This window comes from Rhodococcus sp. OK519 (assembly GCF_003051005.1).
Taxonomy (GTDB): Bacteria; Actinomycetota; Actinomycetes; order Mycobacteriales; family Mycobacteriaceae; genus Prescottella.
Genome location: NZ_QAOW01000001.1, coordinates 422,928 through 443,776 on the forward strand (window position 1 = coordinate 422,928; position 20,849 = coordinate 443,776).

Annotated in this window: 1 protein-coding gene; it reads left to right on the forward strand. The window is 68.1% G+C overall.

Features of this window, described 5'->3' with window-relative positions:
• Nucleotides 1-2 precede the first annotated feature (2 nt).
• On the forward strand, nucleotides 3-20,774 hold the full coding sequence (locus tag C8K36_RS02150) for a non-ribosomal peptide synthetase (RefSeq protein WP_107982793.1): 20,772 nt from the start codon (nucleotides 3-5) through the stop codon (nucleotides 20,772-20,774).
• Nucleotides 20,775-20,849: the final 75 nt, after the last annotated feature.

Here is a 20,849-nt window from a genome sequence, read left to right on the forward strand (position 1 = left end):
TGATGGTGAGAAGAGAGGCTCTGGGTTTGGACTCGCTAGGCGTCGGTGGACTAGAGGGTGACAGCTCGTTCGGCGGGGACGCAGGTCCGTTCCCGCTGTCTCAGGCACAGCTCGGCATGTGGTTCGCGCAACACGTCGATCCGTCCGTTCCTGCCAACATTGCACAGTATGTCGAACTCAGGGGATCGTTCGACATCGCTCGTCTCCACCGGGCCAGTGCCCGGGCAGCGGGGGAAACGGGCTCCGGCTATGTGCGTCTGCTCGAGATCGACGCGCAGCCGAGGCAGCTGGTGGACGCCTCGCTCGACGACACTCCCCAGTACGTCGATCTGCGATCGGAATCCGACCCGCGTGCGGCCGCCCTCGCCTGGATGCGCGCCGACTACAGCGCCCCGGTCGATCTTTTGCGCGACCGACTGGTCGTCGCTGCGGTTCTGCATCTCGAGGACGACCTCTACTACTGGTACAACCGCGCCCACCACGTCGTGCTGGACGGCTTCGGTGCCACCACGTTCGTGAACCGCGTCGCCGAGCTGTACACGGCGGAGACCGACGGCACCGACCCGTCGGCCAACCTTTCGTCGCCGCTGGAGAAGGTCTACGACGCCGACCACGCCTATCGGTCCTCGACGCGGTTCACATCCGACCGCGAATACTGGCTCGAGCGTGTCGCGGACGTCGAGGAGCCCACGAGCCTGGCCGGTCGCGCGGCGCCGCCGGCGGCGCTGAGCCGGATCGACAGTGCCGCCCTGCCGATCGGCACGACGACCCGGATGGACGCATTCCTCGGGCGTGAGGAGACGACGGTCGCGACGGTCGTCATCGCCGCGTTCGCCGCCTACCTGGCACAGATGACGGGCCGCGAGGACGTCGTTCTGAGCCTGCCCGTCACTGCACGCACCACCGCCGTCCTGCGTCGCTCCGGTGGCATGACGTCCAATGTGGTTCCGCTGCGTCTCACGGTCGCCGCCGGTACGACGGTGTCGGACCTGCTGGGCCGCGTCGCGACCGAGGTGTCGGGTGCGCTGCGTCATCAGCGGTACCGGCACGAGGACATTCGCCGCGACGTCACGGGAGTGGCAGGGCAGGCGTCGTTCTTCGGTCCCTGGGTGAACATCATGATGTTCCACACGGAACTGCGATTCGGCGACATGGTCGGCGAGCAACACATCCTGTCGACCGGTCTCATCGAGGATCTCGGCGTCAACGTCTACCAGGGCATCGCGGGCGCCACGACGCACGTCGACTTCGAGTCGAACCCCAACCTGTACGCCGACGACGAGGCTCGGCGCAACCACGAGCGCTTCGTCGAGTTCCTCGACCGCTACGTGGCCGCCGAATCGGATCAGCCGGTGTGGGAGATTCCACTCGGCACCGAACTCGAGCGTCGGACGATCCTGGGGGACTGGGTCCGTACCGGACACGAGATCCGTCGACGCAGCCTGGCCGAGGCGTTCGACGAGCAGGTGGCACGCACGCCGGACGCGACCGCACTCGTGTACGAGGGCGCGGCGCTGACATACGCGGAGTTGGATGCGCGGGCGAACGCGCTCGCTCGCTCCCTCATCGGACTGGGCGTCGGACCCGAATCGCTTGTGGGACTCTCGATCAGGCGTTCACTCGATCTGATCGTGGGGCTGTACGCGATCGTGAAGTCCGGCGGTGCCTGGGTGCCGATCGATCCGGACCATCCGGCCGACCGGACCGCGTACATTCTCGAATCTGCCAGCCCTGCCTGCGTTCTCACCACCGCGCGCGACGCTGTGGATCTGCCGGACGGCACGGTGACGATCGAGATCGACACCCTCGACCTCCCGGCGCTCGACACCAGGCCGGTCACGGATGCCGACAGACTTGCGCCGTTGCGGCCCGAGAGCACTGCGTACGTGATCTACACGTCGGGTTCGACGGGCCGGCCCAAGGGCGTCGCGGTCTCGCATGCAGCGATCGACAACCAGCTCGAGTGGATGTTGCACGAGTATCCGATGGTCGAGTCGGACGTCTACCTGCAGAAGACCGCCACCACGTTCGACGTGTCGTTGTGGGGATTCTTCATGCCATTGCGGGTGGGGGCGTCCATGGTGATCGCCACCCCCGACGGGCATCGCGATCCGGTGTACGTGGCGAACAAGATCGCCGAGCACACCGTTACCGTCACCGACTTCGTGCCGTCCATGCTTACCGTCTTCGTCGCGAATGCGCCTCAGGGAACGTGTGATTCGCTCCGCGACGTCTTCGTCATCGGTGAGGCGCTGCCGCCCGAGACGTCCGCAGAGTTCCGGGAGCTGTGCGCCGCCGGGCTCCACAACCTGTACGGCCCCACCGAGGCCGCCGTGTCGGTGACGTACTACGAGTCCGGTCCGCAGGACGTCACGAGCGTGCCGATCGGCATCGCCGAGTGGAACACCCGGGCGTACGTCCTCGACCATCGCCTCCGTCCTGCCCCGATCGGTCAGCCGGGCGAGCTGTACCTCGCGGGGGATCAGCTGGCACGCGGCTACGTGGGCCGCCCCGACATCACGTCGGATCGGTTCGTTGCCAACCCGTTCGGAGGCGTCGACGGTATCGGCTCCGCCGGTGAGCGTATGTATCGCACCGGCGACCTGGTTCGCTGGCGTGCCGACGGCACGCTGGACTACATCGGCCGCACCGACTTCCAGGTGAAGTTCCGCGGGCAGCGCATCGAGCTGGGCGAGATCGAGACGGTCCTGTTGGCGCACGATGACGTGTCGCAGACGGTCGTGCTCGTCGTGCCGACCGCGACCGGCGACCAGCTCGTCGCGTACGTCGTCTCCGTGCCCGGGCGTTCGATCGTCCCGGCCGAACTCGCCGAGTTCGCGGGCCGTTCGCTGCCCGCGTACATGGTGCCGGCGTCCGTGACGATCCTCGACGGCTTTCCTCTCAACACCAGCGGCAAGCTCGACCGCAAGGCTCTGCCCGAGCCGATGTTCCTGAGCAGCAAGGAATTCCGCGCCCCCCGCTCGGAGGCGGAGAAGACCGTCGCCGCGGTCTACTCCGACGTGCTCGGTGTCGAGAAGGTGGGCATCGACGACGACTTCTTCGACCTGGGTGGAAACTCCCTCGTCGCGACGCAGGTGGTCACCCGTGTCGGCGCGGCGCTGGGCGTCCAGCTCGGCGTACGAGAGCTGTTCGAGGCGTCCACGGTTGCCGCACTCGCAGCGAGGGCGGCCGGAAGCGTCCAGCGCGGGACCGGAGCGCCGGTGCTCGGCTCTGTGCCCCGCCCCGAGCGTCTGCCGCTGTCGCTCGCGCAGCAGCGCATGTGGTTCCTCAACCGATTCGACTCCGAAACCGCGGTGTACAACCTGCCGTTCGCGGTCCGGCTGTCCGGTGCGGTCGACCCCGCAGCGTTCTCCTCGGCGTTCGCCGACGTGGTCGAGCGTCACGAGTCGCTGCGAACGGTCTACCCCGAGGCGGACGGTGTTCCGCAGCAGATGATTCTGCCGGCGAGGGCCGTCGTGGCGGAACTCGAGCCGGTTCCCGTCACACAGAGTGACCTCGACGCCGCACTGCTGCGACTCGCGGGCCGCGGCTTCGACGTGACGACCGAACCCCCGTTCCGGGTGGAACTGCTGAAGCTGTCCGACAACGAGTACGTGGTCGCGATGGTGCTACATCACATCGTGGCGGACGGTTCGTCGTTCGGACCGCTCGCGGGTGACCTCATGATCGCGTACGCGGCGCGTGCCGAGGGCGCGCCGCCGGCGTGGGCGCCGCTGCCCGTGCAGTACGCAGACTACGCAGTGTGGCAGCACGAGATGCTCGGCGCGGAAGGCGACTCGAATTCCGTTGCCGGACAGCAGCTCGAGTACTGGACGCGGGCTTTGTCGGGGCTTCCGGATCAGCTCGATCTTCCGTCGGACCGGCCGCGTCCGGCGGTCGCGTCGAATGCGGGCGCCAAGTTCCGTTTCGACCTCCCGGCCCACACCCACGCGCGACTGCTCGAGATCGCTCGCGAGCAGGGCGCCACGCTGTTCATGGTGGTGCACGCGGCCTACGCGGTACTGCTGTCGCGGCTGAGCGGAACGTCGGACATCGCGATCGGTACCCCGGTCGCAGGGCGCGGCGACGAGGCGCTCGACGGACTGATCGGCATGTTCGTCAACACGCTGGTGTTGCGGACCCGAATCGATGCGTCGGTGTCGTTCGCCGACCTCCTGGCCGACGTCAAGGACTCCGACCTCGAGGCGTACGGGCACGCCGACGTCCCCTTCGAATGGCTGGTGGAGGCACTCGACCCCGCACGGTCGCCGGCCCGCCATCCGTTGTTCCAGGCGATGCTGTCGGCCGAGGTGGCCGGCGTACGTGACCTGAGTTTCGCGGGCGTGCGCGCCACCGCCGCGGAACTGGACGTGCCGATTGCAAAGTTCGATCTGCAACTGCAGATCTCGCAGAACTTCGACGATGCCGGTGCCCCCGCCGCGATCGCCGCGGTCTTCGAATACGCCACCGATCTGTTCGACGAGGCGACCGTCGCCACGTTCGCCGAGCGCTTCGTCCGGATCATCGACGCGATCGTCGCGGATGCCGGCCTCGCCGTGGGAGATGTGTCCCTCCAGAGCGATGCGGAGCGCTCCCTCGTCGTCGAGGGCTGGAACCGGACAGAGCACGCCGTTCCGGCCGTGACGCTGCCCGAGCTGTTCGACCGGCAGGTCGCGCGGACCCCGTCCGCGCGTGCCGTCGTGTTCGCGGACGGCGAGTGGACCTACGAGGAGTTCGCCGGCCGGGTCAATCGGCTCGCTCGATTCCTGGTGGGGCAGGGTGTGGGCCCCGAGACTGTCGTCGCGGTCGCGATGGAGCGCTCGCCGCACCTGCTCACCGCCCTGCACGCCGTTCTCGCGGCCGGTGGCGCCTACGTCCCCGTGGACCCGCAGCAACCCGCGGAACGGAACTCGCACATCCTCACGACGGCGCGTCCGACGTGTGTGCTGACATCCACTGGCGACGACGTGGCTCTGCCCGCGGATCTCGTGCGGATCGAGGTCGACGCCCTCGACCTCGCGGGCTTCTCGGCGGCGCCGCTCGTCGATGGCGAGCGACGAGGTCCCCTGCGGGACGCGAACACCGCGTACGTTCTCTTCACGTCGGGTTCGACGGGCCGACCCAAGGGCGTCGCGGTCTCGCACCGCGCGGTCACCAACCAGCTGCTGTCGATGCAGGACGAATACTGTCTGGGCGCAGACGATTCGGTGCTCCTCAAGACGCCGACCACCTTCGATGCGTCGGTGTGGGAGCTGTTCTGGCCCCTAGAGGTCGGTGCCCGTCTCGTCGTCGCGTCGCCCGATGGGCATCGTGATCCCGCCTACCTCGCTCGGGTGATCGCCGAGCAGTCGATCACGGTGGTGCAGTTCGTGCCCACCGTGCTCGACGCGGTCGCCGACCATCTCGAATCAGAGGGCTGTGTCTCGCTGGCGCACGTGTTCTGTGGCGGTGAAGCGCTCACCGCGGCGGTCGTCGCGCGTGTTCGCCGCATCTGCGGCGCCGCGATCCACAACCTGTACGGCCCCACGGAGACCGCGGTCCAGGTCACTCGTCGCACCGTCGACGAGGGCCGTCCGACGACGGTGCCGATCGGTGCACCTGTCTGGAATACCCGTGCTCGCGTACTCGATTCACGCCTCAATCCGGTTCCGGTGGGCGTCGTGGGAGAGCTGTACGTGTCGGGCCGCCAGCTGGCGACCGGGTACCACGGCCGTCCCGACCTGACGTCCGATCGCTTCGTTGCCGACCCGTGGGCGCCGGGCGAGCGGATGTACCGCACGGGTGACCTCGTGCGCTGGAGCGTCACGCTGACCGGTGCCGCGAGTGAGCCCGCCGGTGAACTCGAGTACGTCGGCCGCAGCGACTTCCAGGTGAAGTTGCGCGGCCTGCGCATCGAGCTCGGCGAGGTCGAAGCGGCCGTACGCGAGCATCGCGGGGTGGCCCAGGCCGTCGTCGTGCTCCATCACGACGCCCGGGCAGGCGATCAGCTCGTCGCCTACGTCGTACCTGCGAGCGGTGCTGTGGGCCCGCTCGATCCGACCGACCTCCGCGAGCACCTCGCGCCTCGACTGCCGTCGTACATGGTGCCGACCATGTTCCTCCCGATCGAAGCCCTGCCTCGGACCACGTCGGGCAAGATCGACCGACGCGCGCTGCCGGCTCCGGTGTTTGCGCTCAAGACGTTCCGCGCCCCGCGGACCCCGGTCGAGGAGATCGTCGCGGACGTCCTCGCCGACGTCCTGGGCGCCGACACCGTCGGACTCGACGACGAGTTCTTCGCCCTCGGCGGCAACTCGCTGATCGCGACGCAGGTGGTCGCGCGACTCGGTGCCGCACTCGACACGACCGTCCCCGTGCGTGTGCTGTTCGAGGCGTCGAGCGTCGAGCAGTTGGCCGTGCGGGTCGAGCAGCACGCGGGCGCGGGCGGACGGGCACCGCTCGTCGCGCGGCCGCGTCCCGAGCGCGTTCCGCTGTCGCTGGCACAGCAGCGGATGTGGTTCCTCAACCGACTCGAGCCCGAGTCCGCCACCTACAACCTGTCTTTCGGTCTTCGGCTGTCGGGCGACCTGGACGTCGTGGCGTTGCAGATCGCGCTCGTCGACATGCTCGATCGGCACGAGTCCCTGCGAACGGTGTTCCCGGATTCGCCGGACGGGCCGCACCAGGTGGTGCTCGACGCCGTCCGTGTCGCTCCGAACCTCATGCCGGTGGACGTACGGGCCCACGAGCTGGATCGGGCAATGACCGATCTGGCTTCGCGTGGCTTCGACGTCACCACGGATGCACCGGTGCGAGCCCGCCTGTTGCGGGTCGGTCCGTTCGAGCACGTGCTCGCCATTGTCGTGCACCACATCAGCGCCGACGGTTGGTCGATGGGCCCGCTCGCGCGCGACGTGATGGCGTCGTACGAGGCACGCATCCGTTGGGGGCAGCCGGTCTGGGGAACGCTGCCGGTGCAGTACGCGGACTACGCGCTGTGGCAGCAGGAAATCCTCGGCTCCGCCGCCGATGAGGCCTCGGTCGTCTCGAGGCAGGCGCGCTACTGGTCCGAGCATCTCGACGGTCTGCCGGACCAGCTCGACCTCCCGACGGACCGCCCGCGCCCGGCGCGCCAGTCGTACCGGGGCGGGGTGCTCGACTTCGCGGTGTCCGCCGACGTGCACCGCGCGTTGATCGCGATGGCGCACGAACGTAACGCATCGCTGTTCATGGTGGTTCATGCCGCGCTGTCGGTGTTGTTGGCGCGCATGGCCGCGACCGACGACATCGCCGTCGGTACCCCGGTGGCAGGGCGTGGTGAGCAGGCGCTCGACGATCTGGTCGGCATGTTCGTCAATACGCTCGTGTTGCGTACCAGCGTGGACCACGGCACGCGTTTCACCGATCTGCTCGCGCACGCTCGTGACGTCGCACTCGGGGCATTCGCGCACTCGGACATTCCCTTCGAGCAACTGGTCGAGATCCTCAATCCGGCCCGCTCGACGGCCCGCCATCCGCTGTTCCAGACCATGCTCTCGTTCGAGAACATGGCGGTCACTCGGCTCGATCTGCCGGATCTGATGATCGACAAGGTCGACATCGGCGCCGGCGTCGCCAAGTTCGATCTGCAGCTCGTGTTCACCGAGTCGATGGACGACGGCGTCGCCTCCGGCATGCGCGTCGAATTCACTTACGCGACGGATCTCTTCGACGAAGCGACGGTTCAGGGGTTCGGTGAACGGTTCTTGCGGATCCTCGACTGGATCGTCGCGGATCCGGACGCGGTGGTCGGCGATATCGATCTTCTCGGCGCCTCGGAGCGGCGAGCACTCACTTCTCCGGTGACGAGGGTTTCCCCCGCGCCTGTGCTGCTTCCGGATCTGCTGGCGGCGGCGGCCGACGCGGACCCCGACGCCGCCGCGGTGGTGTCGGGTGAGCGCGAGACCACCTACCGGGAGCTCGACGAGAGATCCTCGCGGCTGGCGCGTTTGCTCGTGTCGCGGGGTGCAGGTCCGGAGGACACGGTCGCGATCGCCCTGACCCGATCTCTCGAGTCGGTTGTCGCGGTGTGGGCGGTCGCCAAGGCCGGTGCCGCGTTCGTTCCGGTCGATCCGAACTACCCGGCCGACCGGGTGGCGCACATGGTGTCGGATTCCGGCGCGGTCCTGGGCATCACGATCGCCGAGCATGCCTCCGCGCTACCCGAGGGCCTGCCGTGGCTGGTCCTCGACGACACCGCCGTCACGTCGGCGCTGCAGGTGCAGTCGTCGGCGCGACTGCGTGACGAGGATCGGACCGGCTCCCTCACCCCGAGCCATCCTGCCTACGTCATCTACACGTCCGGATCCACGGGCGTGCCGAAGGGTGTCGTGGTCACGCACACCGGTCTGGCGGCGTTCGCCGCCGAGCAGGTGGAGCGGTACGGCGTCGAGTCCGATTCCCGGACCTTGCATTTCGCGTCGCCGAGCTTCGATGCGTCCATTCTCGAACTGCTGATGGCGTTCGGTGCCGGCGCGACGATGGTGATCGCGCCGACGTCGATCTACGGCGGACTCGAGCTGACGGAACTGCTCGCGGACCGAGGTGTGACGCACGCGTTCGTGACGCCTGCCGCCTTGGCGTCGGTCGACCCTGCCGGTCTGGACGCGCTGCGCGTCGTCGTGGTCGGCGGCGAAGCGTGCTCGGACGACCTGATGGCGCGCTGGGCCGTCGCCGGCCGTCGGATGTTCAACGCGTACGGCCCCACCGAGGCCACGGTCGCATCCAACATCTCCGACGCCCTCGTTCCCGGAGAACCCGTCACGATCGGTCGCGCGATCCGCGGGGCCAACACCTATGTGCTCGACCGTCGTCTGCGCCCGGTCCCGGCCGGTGTCGTGGGTGAGCTGTATCTCGAGGGCCCCGGTCTGGCTCGGGGCTACCACGAGCGGACCGGTCTGACCGCGCAGCGCTTCGTCGCCAATCCGTTCGGTGAGCCGGGATCGCGCCTGTATCGCACGGGCGACGTGGTGCGCACGAGTGTCGATCGCGTGATCGAGTACGTCGGGCGCGCGGACGACCAGGTCAAGCTGCGTGGCTTCCGGATCGAACTCGGCGAGATCGAGGCCGTCCTGCACCGGCTGCCGTCGGTCTCGCAGGCCGTGGTCGTCGTCAAGCGCGAGCAACTCGTCGCCTACCTCGTGGGCGCGGAGGGCGCGGCGATCGAGCCGGCCGCCGTCAAGGACGCTGTGGGACAGGCACTTCCGTCGTACATGATTCCCGCTGCGGTCGTCGTGCTCGATGAGCTGCCGATCAGCGGCAGCGGCAAGCTGAACCGCAAGGCGCTGCCGGAACCCGAATTCGAGGCGCGAGAGTTCCGGGCCCCGGAGACGCCGATCGAGGAGATCGTCGCCGGTGTGTTCGCGGAACTGCTCGACGTCGCTCGAGTCGGACGTGACGACGACTTCTTCGAGCTCGGCGGTAACTCGCTCGTCGCGACCCGCGTCGTGGCTCGCGTCGGTGAGAGCCTGGACACCCAGATCCCGGTGCGGGACCTGTTCGAGGCCTCGACCGTGCAGGCATTGGCAGGGCGGATAGAGCAGTCGGCCGGCAGCGGTCGCCGCCGGCTCGTGGCGACGGCACGCCCCGAACGGATCCCGCTGTCCTACGCGCAGCAGCGCATGTGGTTCCTCAACCGATTCGACATCTCGTCGGCCGGCAACAACATTCCGGTCGCCGTGCGACTGTCCGGCCTGCTCGACCGGACCGCGTTGCGCGCGGCCGTCGGTGACGTGATCGTGCGTCACGAATCCCTGCGCACCGTCTACCCCGAGATCGACGGCGTCGGCAGTCAGACGATCCGTCCGGCGTCGCAGGTCGCGATCACGCTGGACCCGATCGCCGTCGGCACGGACGAACTGGCCTCTGCTCTCAGGGATCTCGCGCGTTCGACGTTCGATGTCACGCGCGACGTCCCGCTGCGGGCGGCGCTGTACGAACTGAGTCCCACCGAGCATGTACTGGCCCTCGTGGTCCATCACATCGCGGCGGACGGCTTCTCGATGGGCCCGCTGACGCGGGACATCATGGTCGCGTACACGGCGCGCAGCTCCGAAAGCCTCCCTGCGTGGGAGCCTCTGCGGGTGCAGTATGCCGATTACACGCTGTGGCAGCGGGAGGTTCTCGGCGCCGAGGACGATCCGGATTCGCCGCTCTCGCAGCAGGTTGCGTACTGGATCGAACGTCTCGCGGGCGTGCCGGATCAGCTCGATCTGCCGTCCGATCGGCGCCGCCCCGCGGTTGCGTCCGGACGCGGTGCGACCCACCGATTCGCGGTGGCCGCGCAGACGCATCAGGCGATCATGGACCTCGCGCAGCGAAGCAGTGCGACGCCGTTCATGGTGGTCCACGCGGCATTGTCGGTACTGCTGGCACGTCTCGGAGGAACCTCCGACGTCGCGATCGGCACTCCCGTCGCGGGACGCGGCGAGGCTGCGATCGACGACGTCGTGGGCATGTTCGTCAACACGTTGGTGCTGCGCACCGAGGTCGACAGCGGTGGGTCCTTCGCGGATCTGGTCACGTCCGTTCGCGAGACGGATCTCGCGGCGTTCGCACACTCGGACGTGCCGTTCGAGCGATTGGTCGACGTCCTCGCCCCGGAGCGGTCGCAGGCGCGAAACCCGCTGTTCCAGGTGATGTTGGCTTTCCAGAACCTGGGACGGATGAGTCTCGAGCTGCCCGGCGTCACGGTGTCGGAGGTCGATTTCGACGAGGTGTTCTCGAAGTTCGACATCCAGGTCAGCGTCATGGAATCGATCGACGACTCCGGCGCCGCCGGAGGGCTCACCGTCGAACTGACCTACGCGACGGATCTGTTCGACGCATCGTCGATGCGGGTCTTCGCGGAGCGATTCGTGCGGGTGCTCGAGTCGGTGACGGTTGATCCTGCGGGGGCGGTCGGTGACATCCCGGTGCTGACGGCCGCTGAGCGGGCGCAGGTTCTCGGCGGCTGGAACGGCACCGATCAGGCTGTCGAGTGCTCGACGCTTGCCGAGTTGTTCGAGGCGCAGGTCGCCCGGACCCCGGATGCGCCTGCTGTGCTGTTCGCGGGCGAGGCGCTGACCTACGCGGAGTTTGCTGCGCGGGTGCGTCGTCTGGCGCGATTCCTGGTCGCGCAGGGTGTGGGTCCGGAGTCGCTGGTTGCGGTGGCCATGGGCCGTTCGGTGGAGCAACTGGTCGCGGTGCACGCGGTGCTGGCTGCCGGCGCGGGATACGTTCCGGTGGATCCGGATCAGCCTGCCGAGCGCAACGGCTACATCCTCGATACCGCTGTGCCGACCCTGGCGCTGTCCACGACTCGGGACGGATTCGAGATGGCGGGGGAGAGGTCTGTCCCCGTCGTGAACGTCGACGAGGTCGACGTGTCAGGGTTCTCGGAGGCCCCGATCGTCGATGTGGAGCGGCGTGGACCGCTCCGCGCGGGCAACACCGCCTACGCGGTCTTCACATCGGGTTCGACGGGTCGTCCCAAGGGCGTCGCAGTCTCGCACGGTTCGATCGTGAACCAGTTGCGGTGGATGCAGGACGAGTACCGGCTCGATGCGTCGGATCGTGTGCTGTTGAAGACGGTGTTCACGTTCGATGCTTCGGTGTGGGAGTTGTTCTGGCCGCTGCAGGTCGGCGCGACTGTCGTGGTGGCATCGCGGGATGCTCATCGGGACCCCGTCGAACTGGCTCGGGTGATCGGCGAGGAGTCGGTGACGGTGGCGCAGTTCGTGCCGTCGGTGCTGGAGGCGACGGTCGAGCACCTCGCTGCACGCGCGGGGTCCTTGCGCCGAGTGTTCTGTGGTGGTGAGGCACTGACGGGTGCGCTGGTCGAGCGTCTGCACCGGGTTACCGGTGCGTCGGTGCACAACCTGTACGGGCCGACCGAGGTGACGGTGCAGGCAACGCGCTTCGCTGTCGACGCCGGTGAGTCGGTGTCCGGTGTCGTGCCGATCGGTGCGCCGGTCTGGAACACCCAGGCCTACGTGCTCGACGGTCGACTCGAGCCGGTGCCGGTGGGTGTAGCGGGTGAGCTGTATCTCGCGGGCACCCAGGTGGCACGCGGGTACGTCGGTCGCCCGGATCTGACGGCCGAGCGATTCGTGGCGAATCCGTTCGGCGGCAGTGGCGAGCGCCTGTATCGCACGGGTGACCTCGTGCGGTGGAGTCGTTCGGGCGAGCTCGAGTACCTGGGCCGCACCGACTTCCAGGTGAAGGTGCGAGGTCTGCGGATCGAGCTGGGCGAGATCGAGGCGGCGCTCTCGGCGGTGCTGTCGGTCGCGCAGGCCGTCGTTCTGGTGCGTGGCGGGCAGTTGGTCGCCTACGTCGTGGCCGACGGTTCGTTCCACACGGATTCGGTGAAGGCGACACTCGCGACGACTCTGGCGTCGTACATGGTGCCGCAGGTCTTCGTCGTGCTCGACGAGTTCCCGCTGAATGCTTCGGGCAAGGTGGATCGGAAGGCGCTGCCGGAGCCGGCGTTCGAGGCTCGCGCCTTCCGGGCACCGACGACGCCGACCCAGGAGATCGTCGCGGGAGTGTTCGCGGACGTGCTCGCGGTCGAGCGTGTGGGCCTGGACGACGACTTCTTCGGTTTGGGCGGCAACTCGCTGATCGCGACGCAGGTTGCCTCGCGCCTCGGTGCGGCACTCGACACGCAGGTGCCGGTGCGGCTGCTCTTCGAGGCGTCGACAGTGGAAGCGCTTGCCGTGCAGGTGCAGTCGTTGTCCGGTGGTGGCGCACGGAAGGCGCTCGTAGCGCAGTCGCGTCCGGCGCAGCTTCCGTTGTCGCTGGCGCAGCAGCGGATGTGGTTCCTGAGCCGGTTCGAGCCCGAATCCTCGGTGAACAACATCCCGATGGGGATCCGGCTGTCCGGTGCGCTCGACGTCGAGGCCCTGCACGCCGCGGTGCGCGACGTGATCGCGCGGCACGAACCGCTGCGCACCGTGTTCCCCGACGTCGACGGCGTCGGAACACAGTTGATCCTGGCTGCCGACGAGGTGACGATCGACCTCGCGCCCCAGACGGTGAACGCCTCCGACCTCGGCGGCCGGATCGCGGCGCTGGCGTCGGCCGGCTTCGATCTGTCGACGACCGCCCCCGTGCGCGCCGCACTGCTCCGACTCGCCGACGACGAGTACGTCCTCGTGATCGTGGTCCACCACATCGCGTCGGACGGCTTCTCGATGGGACCGCTCACTCGCGACGTCATGCTCGCCTACACGGCACGTGCGATGGGCGAGGCGCCGACGTGGGCGCCGCTCGCCGTGCAGTACGCGGACTACGCACTGTGGCAGCGTGACGTCCTCGGTTCCGAGGACGATGCCGAGTCGGTGATCTCGCGGCAGGTGTCGTACTGGACCGAGCGTCTTGCGGGATTGCCTGCGCAACTGGATCTTCCCGCCGATCGCCCGCGTCCGCTCGTGGCATCGAATCGGGGTGCCTCGCATCGGTTCTCGATTCATCCCGATCTGTTCGGGGCCATCGAGTCGCTGGCCCGTTCGCAGGGTGCGACGCCGTTCATGGTGGTGCATGCGGCACTGTCGGTGCTGTTGGCGCGGCTCAGTGGCACCTCCGACATCGCGATCGGTACCCCGGTCGCCGGTCGTGGTGAGGCCGCACTCGACGACCTGGTCGGCATGTTCGTCGGCACGCTCGTCCTTCGAACCGAGGTCGACGGCGGACGCTCGTTCTCCGATCTACTGACTCAGGTGCGTTCGTCGGACCTGGCCGCGTTCGAGCACGCCGATCTTCCGTTCGAGCGTCTGGTCGAAATCCTCGATCCGGAACGGTCGCAGGCGCGGCACCCGCTGTTCCAGGTGATGCTGGCGTTCCAGAACCTCGATCGTGCGTCGCTCGAGCTTCCCGGACTGACGGTGTCCGCGGTCGAGTTCGACGCGGCGATCGCGAAGTTCGACCTTCAGGTCACCGTCGAACCGGTGGCATCGGAAGACGGCCTGTCGGTCGAACTGACGTATGCGACGGACCTGTTCGACGAGTCGTCGATAGTGATTTTCGGCGAGCGGTTCGTGCGACTGCTCGAAGCGGTGACCGCAGATCCCACGGGTGCGGTTGGCGACGTCGAGTTGCTGGATGCTCCCGAACGGGCGCTGGTCCTCGGTGGCTGGAGCGCCACCGAGCAGGCCGTCGAGGGCTCCACCCTGGTGGACCTGTTCGAGCGGCAGGTGGTTCGGACGCCGGATGCGACGGCGTTGGTGTTCGACGGCGATTCGCTGACCTACGCCGAGTTCGCCGCCCGGGTGCATCGGACCGCGCGGTTCCTGATCGCGGAGGGTGTCGGCCCGGATTCTTTGGTGGGTCTGGGGATTCGTCGTTCGCTGGACCTGCTGGTGGGCATGTACGCGGTGCTGGCTGCCGGCGGCGGCTATGTCCCGATCGATCCGGATCAGCCGGCGGAGCGCAACGCCTACATACTCGGCACGGTGAATCCGGCTCTGCTGTTGAGCACTTCGCGTGACAGGGCGGATCTGCCTGCCGCCGAGCACATCGTCTCTCTCGACCACATCCCCTCTCTCGACCACATCGACCTGTCGAGCTACTCGGACGCCCCGATCGTCGACACCGAACTGCGAACGCCGTTGCGTCCGGACAATGTCGCGTACGTGATCTTCACGTCGGGTTCGACTGGACGGCCCAAGGGCGTCGCGGTCGGGCACGCGGCGATCGTGAACCAGATCGAATGGCTGTGCGCGGAGTACGCGCTGTCCACCGATGATGTGGTGTTGCAGAAGACGCCGTTCACGTTCGACGTGTCGTTGTGGGAACTGTTCGGCACGCTCGCCGTCGGTGGCCGTCTGGTGATTGCGGCTCCGGATGGGCATCGGGATCCGGCGTATCTGAAGCGGATCGTCGAGGAGCAGGCGGTGACGGCGACGTCGTTCGTACCGTCGATGTTGTCGGCGTTCACGGCGGAGTTGGCTGCGGGAGAATGTGGTTCGCTACGTCTGGTGCAGGTGGCGGGTGAGGCGTTCCCGACCGCTGTGGCGGACGGGTTTGCCGCGGTGAACGATGCGGAGTTGCACAACCTGTACGGGCCGACGGAGTTCGCGGTCCATGCGACCGCGCGTCCCGTGGCGGGGGCCACGAGTGCAAGCGTCCCGATGGGTACGCCGGTGTGGAACAGTCGGGCGTTCGTGCTCGACAGTCGCTTGCGGGCGGTTCCCGCGGGTGTCGCGGGTGAGTTGTATCTGGCCGGAATCCAGTTGGCGCGCGGCTATTTCGGGCGTGCTGATCTGACGGCGGACCGGTTCGTGGCAAACCCGTACTCCGTCAGCGGTGAGCGCATGTATCGCACGGGTGACCTGGTGCGGTGGTCGACTGACGGTGAGTTGGAGTACCTGGGTCGCACGGACTTCCAGGTGAAGTTGCGTGGTCTGCGGATCGAGCTGGGGGAGATCGAGGCCGCCCTGCTGGCGCTGCCGGAGGTTTCGCAGTCCGTGGTGTTGGTGAAGTCCGATCAGTTGGTCGCCTACGTGGTGGCCGACCAGGGACTCGACGTGGGCCGCGTGAAGGCTGAGCTGTCGCGAACGTTGGCGTCGTACATGGTGCCGTCCACGTTCGTGGTGTTGGATGCGTTCCCGTTGAACGCGTCCGGCAAGTTGGATCGCAAGGCGCTGCCGGAGCCCGTGTTCGAGGTCAAGGCGTTCCGGGCTCCGTCGACCCCGACCGAGGAGATCGTCGCCGGCGTGTTCGCGGAGGTCCTCGATGTGGACCGCGTGGGTGTGGATGACGACTTTTTCGCGCTCGGCGGCAATTCGCTGATGGCGACGCAGGTGGTGTCGCGTCTGGGTCGCGCGTTGGATTCGCGGGTTCCGGTGCGGGAGTTGTTCGAGGCGTCGACGGTCGGGGCTCTCGCGGCCAGGCTGGGACAGCATTCCGGGGCTGCCCGTCAGCCGCTGGTGGCAGGGCCGCGTCCGGAGCGGATCCCGTTGTCACTGGCGCAGCAGCGGATGTGGTTCCTCAACCGGTTCGACACCGACTCGAGCGCCTACAACATCCCGATGGCGTTGCGCCTGTCCGGGGATCTCGACGTTGCAGCACTCGAACAGTCCGTGGCGGACGTGACGGCTCGGCACGAGTCGCTGCGCACGGTGTTCCCGTCCACCGACGACGGTCCGGCGCAGGCCATCCTGCCCGTGAGTGATGTCCGGATTGCGCTTCCGGTGATCGAGGTGGCGCCCGAAGACGTGGTCGAACGGCTCCGGGCACTCGCCGCGACCAGGTTCGACGTCACCGCGGACGTGCCCATCCGGGTCGAGTTGTACCGGGTCGGTGCCGGCGAGTTCGTGCTCGGCATGGTCGTCCACCACATCAGTGCGGACGGTGTGTCGCTGGCGCCGCTGACGCGGGACATCGTCACCGCCTATGCCGCGCGTGCCGGTGCGCAGGTGCCCGGCTGGGCGCCGCTCGAGGTGCAGTACGCGGATTACGCACTGTGGCAGCGGGAATCACTCGGCGACGAGGAGAACCCGGAGTCGGTCGCGGCCCGTCAGATCGCCTATTGGTCGGAGACGCTCGCCGACCTGCCCGACCAGTTGAACCTGCCCACCGATCATCCGCGTCCCGCGGTGCAGTCGTTCCGCGGTGGACTGGTCGAGTTCGAGATCGACGCGTCGACCCATCATGGTCTGCGTGACCTCGCGCGCGGGCAGAACGCGACGCTGTTCATGGCGGTGCACTCGGCGTTCGCGGTGCTGCTGTCCCGGCTCTCGGGCACCGACGACATTGCGGTGGGCACCCCGATCGCGGGTCGCGGTGAGGCGGCGCTCGACGATCTGGTCGGCATGTTCGTCAACACGCTCGTGTTCCGGACGCACGTCGACGGCAGAGATTCGTTCGCCGAGATGCTCGCCGGGGTCCGCAACGCGGACCTCGAGGCGTTCGCCAACGCGGATGTTCCGTTCGAGCGCTTGGTCGAGGTGCTCAACCCGACCCGATCGACCGCGCGACATCCGCTGTTCCAGGTGGGCTTCTCGTTCCAGAACCATGACCGTGGCGCTCTCGCCCTCCCGGGTCTCACAGTCGAGGCCGTCGAGGTGGAAACCGGTGTGGCGCAGTTCGATCTGCATCTCATCGTGGAGGACCGCTACGACGAGAGCGGCGACCCGGCCGGGATGAAGGCGTCGCTGACCTACGCGACGGACCTGTTCGAGGAGTCGACCGTCCGCTCCGTCGCAGACCGCTTCGCTCGATTGCTCACAACCGTCGTCGTCAAACCGACGTTGCCGGTCGGAGACGTCGATCTCCTCGGCCTCGACGAGCGTGCCCGGTTGCTGGTCGGGCGGAACGCGACCACCCGCGCCACCGAGCAGGGGACGCTGGTCGACCTGTTCGACGCGCAGGTTGCGGCCACCCCGGACGCGATTGCGCTGGTCAGTGGCGACGACCGAGTCACTTACTCGGAGTTCGACGCTCGGGTGAACCGTCTCGCACGTCGCCTGATCGCGGATGGCGTCGGGCCGGAGTCTCTCGTGGCCCTGGCGATTCGCCGGTCCGTCGACCTGCTGGTGGGCATGTACGCGGTCGCGAAGGCAGGCGGCGCGTATGTGCCGGTGGACCCGGACCAGCCTGCAGAGCGGACCGGCTACATCCTCGACGCGGCGCAGCCGGTGCGCGTCCTCACCACGTCAAGTGACGGATTCACGGCCGCGGGCTGGACGGTACTCGAGATCGACTCGATCGATCTCTCCACGTACTCGGGTGCGCCGATCGCCGATGCCGATCGACTGCGGCCGCTCGATGCCCGGAACACCGCGTACGTGATCTTCACGTCGGGTTCGACGGGGCGGCCGAAGGGCGTCGCCGTGGCGCACGCGGCGATCGTCAACCAGTTGTTGTGGATGCGTGATGAATACGCGCTGGGCGCCTCCGACGCGGCTCTACTCAAGACGGCGGCGACGTTCGACCTGTCGGTCTGGGAGTTCTGGTCGATGACGACATCGGGCGGACGTCTCGTGATCGCGTCGCCCGACGGACACCGTGATCCCGGCTACCTCCTGGACCTCTTGCGCGGGCAGCAGATCACGACACTGCACGTGGTCCCGTCGATGCTGTCGATGCTCATGACGACCGCGGACGGGGCGCTGTCGACGTCGCTGCGCCGCATCTTCGCGATCGGCGAGGCACTACCGGCGGCCACCGCGCAGACGTTCCGTGAACACAACACCGCGGAACTGCACAACCTGTACGGACCCACCGAGGCCGCGGTGTCGGTGACACACCATCGCGTGATCGACGCGGACACCGTCGTCGTCCCGATCGGTGTGCCCGAGTGGAACACCCAGGTGTACGTGCTGGATTCGCGCCTGAACCCGGTGCCTGCCGGTGTGACGGGCGAGTTGTACCTTGCGGGTGCGCAGCTGGCCCGCGGCTACCACGGGCGGCCGGACCTCACGGCCGACCGTTTCGTCGCCGACCCGTGGGCAACCGGCGAGCGCATGTACCGCACCGGCGACATGGTTCGTTGGAACAACTCGGACGAACTCGAGTACGTCGAGCGGGCCGACTTCCAGGTCAAGGTGCGCGGCTTCCGCATCGAACTCGGCGAGATCGAGGCGGCACTGCGGGAGTTGCCCGATGTTCGCGACGCCGCGGTCACGGCGCGCACCGACAGCCGCACCGGTACGCGTCTCGTCGCGTACCTGGTCGCCGACCCCGAGACCGACACCTCCGCGGTGTCCGACGCCCTGTCGCGGAGGTTGCCGTCGTACATGGTGCCTTCGGCGTTCCTGGTGCTGGAGGCGTTGCCGCTCAACACGAACGGCAAGCTCGATCGGAAGGCGTTGCCGGATCCGGTGTTCGAGTCCCGGGACTTCCGGGCCGCGACGACACCGCTCGAGGAGATCGTCGCCGGTGTGTTCGCCGACGTCCTCGGTGCCGAGCGTGTCGGCCTGGACGACGACTTCTTCGAACTCGGCGGCAATTCTCTGGTGGCGACGCAGCTCGTGGCTCGTCTCGGCGCTGCCCTCGACACTCAGGTTCCGGTCCGTGTGGTGTTCGAGGACTCCACCGTCGCCGGAGTCGTCGCCGCGGTCACGCCACTGGTCGGCCAGGGTGGGCGGCCCGCGCTCGCGGCGCGTCCCCGTCCGGCGCACGTCCCGCTCTCGCTTGCCCAGCAGCGCATGTGGACGCTGAACCAGGTCGACCCGGCGTCGGCGGCCTACAACATCCCGGTTGCGGTGCGGCTGTCCGGTGCGCTCGACGTCGCGGTGCTGCGCACTGCGGTGGCCGACGTCATCGCGCGGCACGAGGTGCTGCACACGATGTACCCGGACTCGGCCGACGGCCCGGCACAGGTGCTGGTTCCGGTAGCCGAGGCCGTGCCGGGGTTGACTCCGATCGAGGCCGCCGAGGCCGAGATCGTGGATCGGCTCACCGAGTTCCTCGGACGCGGATTCGACGTCACCACCGAGGTTCCCGTCCGGGCAGCTCTGTTCGCGGTGGGCGAGGGCGAGCACGTGCTCGCGTTCGTCGCTCACCACATCGCAGCAGATGGCTTCTCGATGGGACCGCTCATCCGGGACGTCATGGTTGCGTACGTCGCGCGCGTCGACGGCGGTGTGCCGGCATGGCAGCCGCTGGACGTGCAGTACGCCGACTACACGCTGTGGCAGCGCGAGGTGCTCGGCGACGAATCCGATCCCGAATCGACTGTCGCACGCCAGATCGCGTACTGGGCGGACGAACTGAAGGATGCACCGGAACTGTCAACGTTGCCGACCGACCGTCCGCGCCCGGCCCGTCCCTCGATGGCCGGGTCCATGGTCCCGGTCGAGATCGACGCGGGTCTCGCTGCGCGCGTCGAGAGGACGGCCCGCGAGCAGGGCGCGACGACGTTCATGATGTTCCATGCGGCGCTCGCGGTCCTGCTCTCTCGGCTCGGTGGATCGAACGACGTCACCATCGGCACGCCGGTGGCGGGCCGCGGCGACGCCGCCCTCGACCACCTGATCGGCATGTTCGTCGGCACCCTCGCGCTGCGCACCCGTGTCGAGCCCGGTGCGCCGTTCACGGACCTGCTCGCGCAGGCGCGGACCGCGGATCTCGGGGCGTTCGGCAACGCCGACGTGCCCTTCGAGCACGTGGTCGAGGCGGCGGGCGTACGCCGGTCGAGTGCGTACTCTCCGCTGTTCCAGGTGATGCTCACCTTCCAGAACATGGAGACGGGCACCCTCGCGCTGCCGGGTCTGGAGGTGTCGGCGCTCGACCTGGGTGCCGATCAGGCCAAGTTCGATGTGCAGCTCACCGCCGTGGAGCAGTTCGGCGAGGACGGCGTCCTCACCGGGATCCACGCGACGTTCACGTACGCGACCGAGCTGTTCGACCGGGAGACCGTCGAGGCCTTCGCCGAACGCTTCGTGCGGATCTTGGACGCCGTCACGGAGAACCCGGACGTCGTGCTGCGCGGCATCGACGTCACCACCGACGCCGAGCGGGAGGCCCTCGCGCCGAAGAAGCAGCTCACGGTCGAGGACCTGCCCGAGTTGGTGGCAGGTGCCGCACAGGTCACACCGGACACGGTGGCTATCTCGCACGCCGGTACCGACGTCACGTTCGGGCAGCTGCACGCGAAGGTCGATGCGACGCTCACCGCGATGGGCGGGGCGCTCAAGGCCGAGGCCCTGATGACCGTCGCGCTGTCGGGCCTGCTGCCGGGCATCCTGCCTGCGCTGGGCGCGGAGGGATACCAGTCGGCTGTTGCCGAGATGATCACCGCCGCATCAGCGATCATCGAGAGCGGACACGAGTGATCGCAGTCGGATGATTCGGGGGAGCCGCGCGGTCGGCCCCCCCCGAATCGGACGATCGAAGTTTCAGATGTCGGG